Origin of the sequence: Streptomyces sp. SID14436 (assembly GCF_010548465.1) — a bacterium.
Classification (GTDB): Bacteria; Actinomycetota; Actinomycetes; order Streptomycetales; family Streptomycetaceae; genus Streptomyces.
This window is the reverse complement of record NZ_JAAGMD010000169.1, coordinates 1-9766: the sequence shown is the minus strand read 5'-3', so window position 1 is coordinate 9766 and position 9766 is coordinate 1. Positions and strand designations below refer to the sequence as shown.

Below are 9766 nucleotides of genomic sequence, written 5' to 3'. Positions count from 1 at the left end.
CGGCACAACGCGGGCCTGAGCCTGGGGCGCCTGGGCCGCTGGACGGAGGCGGGCGAGGTGCACCGCGCGGTCGCCGCCGAACGCGAGCACCTCCTCGGCCCCGACCACCCCGACACCCTCTCCAGCCGCCACGAGGTCGCGCTCAGCCTCAGCCGCACCGGCCGCGCCGCCGACGCGCTGCGCGAGTTCCGGCAGGTGACCGACGCCCGCCGGCGCGTGCTCGGCGCCGACCACGCCGACACCCTCGCCGCCCGGCAGGAGAAGGCCCACGTGCTCGGCCGCATGGGCCGCCCCTTCGAGGCCCACCAGACGTACCTGGCGGTGCTCGCCGCCCGGGAGCGCACCCAGGGCCCCGACCACCCGGACACCCTGCGCTGCCGCCACGACCTGGCCTTCAACCTCGGCCGGCTCGGCCGTCTGGAGGACTCCTGCACCATGGCCCGCGACGTCGCGGCGGCCCGCGCGCGGGTGCTGGGCGCCGAGCACCCCGACACCCTCGCGACCCGCTTCGAAGTGGCGTACACCCTGGGCCAGCTGGGCCGCTGGGACCAGGCGCTGGAACTGCACCGGGAGGTCGCGCGGGCCCGTGCCGCGGCACTCGGCGCGGACCATCCGGACACCCTGGCCGCCCGCTACGAGACCGCCGTCGGCCTGGGCCGCCTCGGCCGCACCGCCGAGGCGCTGGAGGTCTACCGTGTGCTGGTGGCGGACCGGACCCGGGTGCAGGGCGCGGACCATCCCGAGACGCTGCGGACCCGGCACGGCCTGGGCGTCGCCCTCGGCCGGCTCGGACGCTGGGAGGAGGCCCTCGCCGAGGCGCGCGCCGTGTGCGCGCTGCGCGAGCGCGCCCTGGGCGCCGACCACGCCGACACGCTCGTCAGCCGCCGGGAGATCGCCGTGGCCCTGGGCTGGCTGGGCCGCTGGGCCGACGCGCTGACCGACTACCGGAGGGTGGCGGACGCCCGCGAGCGGGTGCTCGGCGCGGGCCACCCCGACACCCTCGCCGCCCGCAACGACGAGGCGCAGTGCCTGCAGCGGCTGGACCGGACCGGCGAGGCGGCCGAGGTGTACCGCACCGTGGCGGCCCTGCGGCAGCAGGGGGTCGCCGGGGGCGCCTGAGGCCCGGCGGGCCGGGGGTGCCGTCTGGCCGCTGAGGATCACCGCGTGCTACCAAGAACCATGACCGCACCCGAGGGAACCGGAACCTACGACGTCGTCATCGTCGGCGGCGGCCACAACGGCCTGGTCGCCGCCGCCTACCTGGCCCGCGCCGGACGCTCCGTGCTCGTCCTGGAGCGCCTGGACCACACCGGCGGGGCGGCGGTTTCCACCCGCCCGTTCGCCGGGGTCGACGCCCGGCTGTCCCGGTACTCGTACCTCGTGAGCCTGCTGCCCGGGAAGATCGTGAGCGACCTGGGCCTCGACTTCCGGCTGCGCACCCGCTCCATCTCGTCGTACACGCCCACCGTGCGGGACGGGCGGCCCACCGGTCTGCTGGTCGGCGGCGGCGAGGAGCGCACCCGGGCGGCCTTCGCCCGGCTCACCGGCTCCGACCGCGAGTACGAGGCGTGGCGCCGCTTCTACGCCCTGACCGGCCGCGTCGCCGAACGGGTCTTCCCCACCCTCACCGAACCGCTGCCGACCCGCGAGGCACTGCGCCGCGCCGTCGACGACGAGACGGCCTGGCGGACCCTGTTCGAGGAGCCGATCGGGGTCGCCGTCGAGGACCACTTCTCCGACGACCTGGTGCGCGGCGTCGTCCTCACCGACGCGCTGATCGGGACCTTCGCCGACGCCCACGACCCGTCGCTGGCCCAGAACCGCTGCTTCCTCTACCACGTCATCGGCGGCGGCACGGGCGCCTGGGACGTGCCCGTCGGGGGCATGGGGGCCCTCACCGACGCGCTCGCCGACGCGGCCCGCGCCGCCGGCGCCGTCCTCGCCACCGGCCACGAGGCAATCCGCGTGGACACCGACGGCCGCCGCGCCGAGGTCGCCTACCGCACCGCCGACGGCGAGGGCGTCGCCGCCGCCCGCCACGTGCTGGTCAACGCCTCACCGCAGGCGCTCGCCGCCCTCACCGGCGACACCCCGCCGCACCCGGCGGAAGGCGCCCAGCTCAAGGTGAACATGCTGCTCGAACGGCTGCCCCGGCTGCGCGACACCTCCGTCGACCCCCGCGAGGCGTTCGCCGGGACCTTCCACATCGCCGAGGGGTACGGCCAGCTGGCCGCCGCGCACGCCCAGGCCGCCGCCGGAAAGCTGCCGGAGGCACCGCCCTCCGAGATCTACTGCCACTCCCTCACCGACCCCGGCATCCTCGGCCCGGACCTGGCCGCGCGGGGCTTCCACACGCTCACCCTCTTCGGACTGCACACCCCGGCCCGGCTGTTCGAGCAGGACAACGACGCCACACGCGAGCAGCTCCTGGCCGCCACCCTCGCCCAGCTCGACGCGCACCTGGCGGAACCGCTCGCCGACTGCCTGGCCCGCGACGCGGACGGGCGCCCCTGCCTGGAGGCCCGCACCCCGCTGGACCTGGAGCACGACCTCGGGCTGCCCGGCGGCAACATCTTCCACCGCGAGCTGTCCTGGCCCCACGCCCAGGAGGGCACCGGCCGCTGGGGCGTGGAGACCCGGCACGCCAACGTCCTGCTGTGCGGCGCGGGCGCGGTGCGCGGCGGCGGGGTCAGCGGCGTCCCGGGCCACAACGCGGCCATGGCGGTGCTGGAGGCCGGGGACGGGTGACAGCGGGACGGGCCGGGCGCGCGAGGCGGCTCGCCCGGCTGTCGCTCAGTCGGCCGACCGCTCCCACCCCAGGGCGGTGACGCGGGCCGCGTCCGCGGGCCGTTCCTCGTCGAAGAGGACGCCGCGGGACGTCTCCACGCGCAGGGCGTCCACGTAGGCGCCCCGCCCGACGTACAGCCGGTCGGTCGCGTAGCGCCAGCGCAGGGTGAGGTTCCGCGCGGCGGGCAGGGCCGCGCCGAGCGTGTGCCAGACGCGGCCCGACCAGCCGGTGGCCGCACCCGAGGGGTGCGGACGGGACTCCGCTCCCGGCCGCCGGGTGTCGAACGGCACCGGCGACCAGGCCGTGCCGCCGTCGGTGGACGCCTCCAGCACCAGCGTGTCGGAGCCCGGTTCGGTGTCCCACCACAGGGCGCAGCGCAGGCGGGCACCGCCGGCCGAGGTGTCCAGCGCGGGCAGCGTGAGGGTGGCCGTGGCCGAGCTCTCCATGCCGGAGAACCAGGCCGTCCGTCCCCGGGCCGGCCGCACCGGCACCGCACGGGCCAGCTGGTTGGCCGTGGCCACCCGGGGAGCCGAGCCGGAGCGCCAGCTGCGCACCGGGTGGACGGAGTTGCCCAGGACGACGAGGAACGAGTCGGTGGTGGGGTCCAGGACCAGGGACGTCCCGGTGAAGCCGGTGTGGCCGGCCGTGCGCGGGGTGGCCATCGCGCCCATGTACCAGTGCTGGTACAGCTCGAAGCCCAGCCCGTGCTCGTCGCCGGGGAAGCCGGTGTTGAAGTCGGTGAACATCAGCTCCACCGACTCCGGGCGCAGGACGCGCGCCCCGCCGTACACGCCGCCGTTGAGCAGGGTCCGCCCGAGCACCGCCAGGTCCCGCGCGGTGGAGAACACCCCGGCGTGACCCGCCACCCCGCCCAGGCTGTGGGCGTTCTCGTCGTGCACCTCGCCCCACACCAGTCCCCGGTCCAGGCCCGACCAGGGCCGGCGCGCGTCCTCCGTGGCGGCGATCCGCGGGCGCCAGGCGGCCGGCGGGTTGTAGCGGGTGCGGCGCATGCCCAGCGGGCCGGTGATGTCGTCCCGCAGCAGCACGTCCAGGCTGCGTCCGGTGACCCGCTCCAGGAGCAGCTGGAGCGAGATCAGGTTCAGGTCGGAGTACAGGTACGCGGTGCCCGGCGCGCCGACCGGCTCCTCGTCGTACACCAGCCGGATCTTCTCCTCGCGGGTGGGGGCCGTGTAGAGCGGGATCCACGCGCGGAATCCGGAGGTGTGGGTGAGCAGCTGGCGGACCGTCACGTCCTCCTTGCCCGCCCGGCCGAAGCCGGGCAGGTAGGAGGCGACCTTCCCCTCCAGCTCCACGGCGCCCCGCTCGATCTGCTGCACGGCGAGGATCGAGGTGAACAGCTTGGACACCGACGCCAGGTCGAAGACGGTGTCCCTGGCCATGGGGATCTGCCGGTCCGGGGGGAACTCGACGCCGGTGTCGGTCTCCTCGTCGTACGCCCGGTAGCGCACCGCCATGCCGATGGGCTCGTGCAGCGCGATGGTGCCGCCGCGCCCGGCGAGCAGCACGGCGCCCGCGTACCAGGGGTGGGCGGGGGAGGGGCCGAGGAACGCCTCGGCGTCGGTGACCAGCCGGCGCAGGGGCCCGGACAGCAGACCGGCGCGCCGCGGCGATCCGTACCGCAGGGTCGGGTGGCGGCCGCCCTGCCCGGGGCCGGCCGCGGCGGGGTCGGCGGGGAGGGCGGCGAACACCAGCGCGCCCCCCAGGGCCGCTGCCCGTGCGCCCAGTTGACGACGGGTCATTCCGTGTGCCGCCGCGTCCGCCATGACGTACCTCCCGTGTTCGGGGCCGCACCCGGCCTGAAAGAATCTTTCGGGATCGTCTCGCGGGGTGAAACTTTCCTGTCAGGTGCGGGATGTGTCAATGGGGCGTGCGCGCCGGGCGGGAAGTCCGGTGCCCGGCGTCCCCCGGACGCGGAACTGACGAAGCGTCAGAAAAGCCCTTCCGTGGTGCGGCCGGCTGCGGCATCCTGCGCCCCTGCAGACGGAGCTGAGCCGCACCCTCGGAACCGAGCACGCCGTCTTCGGCTTCACGCCCTTCCCCGCCGTCGCCGACGCCGCCGCCTTCGGCATCCCGCAGGACGACCGGGGCGAGGAGGTCAAGGCGGTCGTCGAACCGGCCCCGGGCCACGAACCGGGCCCCGCCCGCGCCGCCGCGTCCCTTGACCTTCCCCGGCCGTGAACCGAGGATCGTCAGTCATGACGGCAGGACACGGCAGCACGGTGGACGGACTCCTGCGACGCAGCGCCCGGCGCACGCCGGCCCGCGTCGCCGTCGAGTACGGCGACCGCACCTGGACCTACGGCGAACTCGACAGCGCGGTCTCCCGCGCGGCGGGCGTCCTGCTCGCCGAGGGGCTGTCCCCGGGCGACCGGGTCGCCGCCTACGGGCACAACTCCGACGCCTACCTGATCGCCTTCCTCGCCTGCGCCCGCGCGGGCCTGGTGCACGTCCCGGTCAACCAGAACCTGACCGGCGACGACCTCGCCTACCTCGTCGGCCAGTCCGGCAGCTCCCTCGTCCTCGCCGACCCCGGCCTCACCGCCCGGCTCCCCGCGGGCGTGCCCGTCCTGCCGCTGCGCGCCACCGACGACGCGCTGCTCGCCCGGCAGGCCGGCGCCGACCCCTACGACGGCCCCGAGCCACGCACCGAGGACCTGGTGCAGCTGCTGTACACCTCCGGCACCACCGCGCAGCCCAAGGGCGCGATGATGACCCACCGGGCCCTGGTGCACGAGTACCTGAGCGCCATCACCGCGCTCGACCTGTCGGCCGGCGACCGGCCCGTCCACTCCCTGCCGCTGTACCACTCGGCGCAGATGCACGTCTTCCTGATGCCCTACCTCGCCGTCGGCGCCACCAACATCGTCCTGGACGCCCCGGACGGCGACCGCATCTTCGACCTGGTCGAGGCGGACCGCGCGGACAGCCTGTTCGCGCCGCCGACCGTCTGGATCGCCCTCGCCAACCGCCCCGACTTCGCCACCCGCGACCTCAGCGGACTGCGCAAGGCGTACTACGGTGCCTCGATCATGCCGGTGCCCGTCCTGGAGCGGCTGCGGGAACGACTGCCCTCGCTGGCCTTCTACAACTGCTTCGGCCAGAGCGAGATCGGCCCGCTGGCCACCGTCCTCGGCCCGGCCGAGCACAAGGGGCGGCTGGACTCCTGCGGGCGGACCGTCCTGTTCGTCGACGCGCGGGTGGTCGACGAGGACGGCAAGGACGTCCCCGACGGGACGCCCGGCGAGATCGTCTACCGCTCCCCGCAGCTCTGCGAGGGCTACTGGGACAAGCCCGAGGAGACCGCCGAGGCGTTCCGGGACGGCTGGTTCCACTCCGGCGACCTCGCGGTGCGCGACGCCGACGGCTACTTCACGATCGTCGACCGGGTGAAGGACGTCATCAACTCCGGTGGTGTGCTGGTCGCCTCACGGCAGGTCGAGGACGCGCTCTACACCCACGAGGCGGTCGCCGAGGCCGCCGTGATCGGCCTGCCCGACGACCGCTGGGTGGAGGCCGTCACCGCGGTCGTCGTGCCGCGCGGCGACGCCGGCGGGGACGCGCTGGAGCAGGAGCTGATCGCCCACGCCCGCGAGCGGCTCTCCTCGTTCAAGGCGCCCAAGAAGGTGCTGTTCGTCGACGAACTCCCGCGCAACGCCAGCGGGAAGATCCTCAAACGCGAACTGCGGGACCGCTTCACCGGATGAGCCGTGGCCCGGCCCGGGCGTGACGGGTCCCGGGCCGCGCGGTGCGGGAGGTGCTATCCGGCCCGCAGGTCGACGATCCGGCGGATCTTGCCCACGGACCGCTCCAGGGTCTCCGGATCCACGATCTCCACCGTGACCGACACCCCGATGCCCTCCTTCACGGCCGCCTCGACGGACCGGGCCGCCTTCTCCCGCGTCCCGCTGTCGGCGTCGGGCCGTGCCTCCGCCCGGACCGTGAGGCGGTCCAGGCGGCCCTCCCGGGTGAGCCGCAGCTGGAAGTGCGGGGCGACCCCCGGGGTGCGCAGCACGATCTCCTCGATCTGCGTGGGGAAGAGGTTGACCCCGCGCAGGATGACCATGTCGTCGCTGCGGCCGGTGATCTTCTCCATCCGCCGGAACACCCGCGCCGTGCCCGGCAGCAGCCGGGTCAGGTCCCGCGTCCGGTACCGGACGATCGGCATGGCCTCCTTGGTCAGCGAGGTGAACACCAGCTCGCCGCGTTCGCCGTCCGGCAGCACCTCACCGGTGACCGGGTCCACGACCTCCGGGTAGAAGTGGTCCTCCCAGATGTGCAGTCCGTCCTTGGTCTCCACGCACTCCTGCGCCACCCCGGGGCCGATCACCTCGGACAGGCCGTAGATGTCGACGGCGTCGATCGCGAACCGCTCCTCGATCTCGGCCCGCATCTGCTCCGTCCACGGCTCCGCCCCGAAGATCCCCACCTCCAGTGAGGTGCTCCGCGGATCGATGCCCTGCCGTTCGAACTCGTCCAGCAGCGTCAGCATGTAGGACGGCGTCACCATGATGATCCTGGGCCGCAGATCCTGGATCAGGGTCACCTGGCGGGCCGTCATGCCGCCGGAGGCGGGAATCACCGTGCAGCCGAGCCGCTCGGCACCGTAGTGGGCGCCCAGACCCCCCGTGAACAGGCCGTAGCCGTACGCCACATGGGCCGTGTCCCCGGGCCGTCCGCCGGCCGCGCGGATCGAACGGGCCACCATGTCCGACCACATGGACAGGTCGTCCTCGGTGTAGCCGACGACCGTCGGCCGGCCGGTGGTGCCGCTGGAGGCGTGGATACGGCGCAGGCGCTCCCGGGGCACCGCGAACATGCCGTAGGGGTAGTGCGCCCGCAGGTCCGCCTTGGTGGTGAACGGGAACCGGGCCAGATCGGCGAGCGAACGGCAGTCGTCGGGGTGGACACCGGCCTTGTCGAACGACTGCCGGTAGTGCGGCACATGGTCGTAGGCGTGCCGCAGCGAGGCCCGCAGCCGCTCCAGTTGCAGCGCCCCCAGCCCCGCCTCGTCCAGCCGTTCCGCCGGGTCCAGCAGGTCCGCCGCCTCGGTCATCCGACTGTCTCCTCACCCTCGCGTCACAGGCGACCGATCGTTCGGTCGATCCTCCGGACATCAGTAATCCAGGCGTACGCCGCGAGGGCAAGAGGGGGACCCGCACGAATTTCCGCGGCCCGGTCAGTCCCGCGGGCCGAGGGGCCCGGCTGTCCCGCCGTCCGGTCCGTAGGCCGTCATGAAACGGTCGCGGAACCGGTCCATGCCCCAACTCGGCGCGTCCGGGGCGGGCTTGAGACCGTCGGTCCAGCCCCAGTCGTCGATCCGGTCGAGCACCTTCTTGTCGCGGGCCACGACCGTCACCGGCACCTCCTTGCTGGGGCTGCCGTCGACGACCGCCGGGACCGGCTGGTGGTCGCCGAGGAACACCACCACGGTGTCCTCGTCGCCGTACCGCTCGATCCATTCGATCAGGCTGCGCAGCGAGTACTCCACGGCCCGCCGGTACTCGGTCCGGATGCTCTCCGGGCTCTTCCAGACCTCCTTGGGGTCGGTGCCCTCCTCCTTGATCCGGTGGAAGACCGACCCGTCCCCGAGGTCCTCCCAGTCGATCATGCGCGCGATGGGGGACCAGGGGTTGTGACTGGACGCCAGGATGATCTCCGCCATGATCGGCGGGCGGTCCTCCTTGCCGTGCTCCAGCCGCTCGAACGCCTCCATGCTGAACTGGTCGGGCACGGGCGTCCAGCTGAAGTACGGGCCGTGATAGCCGAGGTGCTCGGAGTCGTAGATGTGGTCCAGGCCGAAGAACTTCCCCTCCGGCCAGGCCCGCCGCACCCCCGGCACGATGCCGACGGTGCGCCAGTCCCCGGCCCGGCGGAAGTAGCTGGTGAGGGTCATCCGGTCGCTGGTCGTCAGGCTGCGGTAGCGCTGCTGGTTCTTGATCCACAGGCCGGACAGGAAGGTGGAGTGGGCCAGCCAGCTGCCGGCGCCGGTCACGGGGGACTTCAGCCATCCGCTGCGGGACCCGAATCCGGCCGCGTCCAGCCGGCGGGTGCCCTCGGTCAGCGCCGCGTCGGTCTCCGCGGCCATCTCCGGATGGTCGATCGCGGTCCGGCCGTAGCTCTCGATGAACGTGAACAGCACGTCCTTGCCGCGCAGCCCGGTCAGCAGCTGGTCGGGCGGGGTGTCCGCGAACGCGTCGACTGCCGCCTCCTTCTTGAACACGCGGGCGTCCCGGATGCCCGCGCGCACCTGTTCCACCCGGTTGCCCAGCATCTCCGTGGTGCCCTTGGTGGCGACGGGCACGCCGGAGACCTGCACGCCCAGGGTGACGCAGGTGATCCACACGACGCACAGGACCAGCGTCGTGCGCGCGGCGACGGGACGGTGCCGGGCCATGAGGCGGGTCAGCCGGGCCGTGGCGAGCGTCATGAGCAGGAGCAGCAGCACGAACAGCACGAGCACTCCGGCGACTGCCAGGATCTGACCGCCCCGGCCGAACGACTCGCGGACGAAGTCCGTCGCGTCGTCCAGCAGGATCCAGTCGAGCACCAGGTCGAACGGCCGGGCCAGCACCTGGTAGAAGCCCATGTCGAGGAACTTCAGCACGGTGAGCAGCCCGAGCAGGACACCCGTCACGACCGCCGTGATGCGCCGGGGCCGGGGCGGCAGCACGAGCAGCAGGGCCGCGAGGAGGATGCCCTCGGCGGGGATGCGCAGGAACGCCTCGGGCGTGAGCCGTTCCACCCGGTTCGGCACCAGCAGCGCGAACAGCACCAGCGCGCCGGCCAGCACCGTCGTCCCCACGGTGACCCCGCGCGAGGCCCGCGGCCACCGGCTCCGCCAGCCGAACCAGCCCTCCCGGGCCACTGCCGCCGACGGCGCGTCGGCGGACTCCGGGTCCGCCTCGGGGGCGGGGCCGGGCCCGGCGTCCGGGGCGAGGCGGGGTCCTGCGTCCGGGG

Annotated in this window: 6 protein-coding genes; 3 read left to right on the top strand and 3 right to left on the bottom strand. The window is 74.1% G+C overall.

Annotation, left to right across the window (positions count from 1 at the left end; translation table 11 throughout):
* Positions 1–1119, top strand: a 1119-nt coding sequence (locus G3I53_RS06520) for a tetratricopeptide repeat protein (protein WP_164438103.1), incomplete at its 5' end; no start/stop codon positions are given.
* Positions 1120–1179: 60 nt separating this feature from the next.
* On the top strand, positions 1180–2748 hold the full coding sequence (locus G3I53_RS06515) for an NAD(P)/FAD-dependent oxidoreductase (RefSeq protein ID WP_203592825.1): 1569 nt from the start codon (positions 1180–1182) through the stop codon (positions 2746–2748).
* Between the two features lie 45 nt (positions 2749–2793).
* Here G3I53_RS06515 and G3I53_RS06510 read toward each other — a convergent pair whose 3' ends face one another.
* Complete coding sequence (locus G3I53_RS06510) at positions 2794–4572, bottom strand: serine hydrolase domain-containing protein (protein ID WP_164438102.1); 1779 nt, start codon at positions 4570–4572, stop codon at positions 2794–2796.
* 432 nt (positions 4573–5004) lie between these two features.
* On the opposite strand from G3I53_RS06510, the gene G3I53_RS06505 reads away from it, so the two are divergent.
* Positions 5005–6513, top strand: a complete 1509-nt coding sequence (locus tag G3I53_RS06505) for an acyl-CoA synthetase (protein WP_164335705.1) — start codon at positions 5005–5007, stop codon at positions 6511–6513.
* 53 nt (positions 6514–6566) lie between these two features.
* On the opposite strand, the gene paaK is transcribed toward G3I53_RS06505, so the two are convergent.
* The gene (paaK, locus tag G3I53_RS06500; RefSeq protein ID WP_164335703.1) at positions 6567–7862 is read right to left on the bottom strand and encodes a phenylacetate--CoA ligase PaaK; all 1296 of its coding nucleotides are present in this window, start codon (positions 7860–7862) and stop codon (positions 6567–6569) included.
* A gap of 123 nt (positions 7863–7985) precedes the next feature.
* Positions 7986–9674: a sulfatase gene (locus G3I53_RS06495; protein WP_343239672.1), complete on the bottom strand. Its 1689-nt coding sequence runs from the start codon at positions 9672–9674 to the stop codon at positions 7986–7988.
* Positions 9675–9766: the final 92 nt, after the last annotated feature.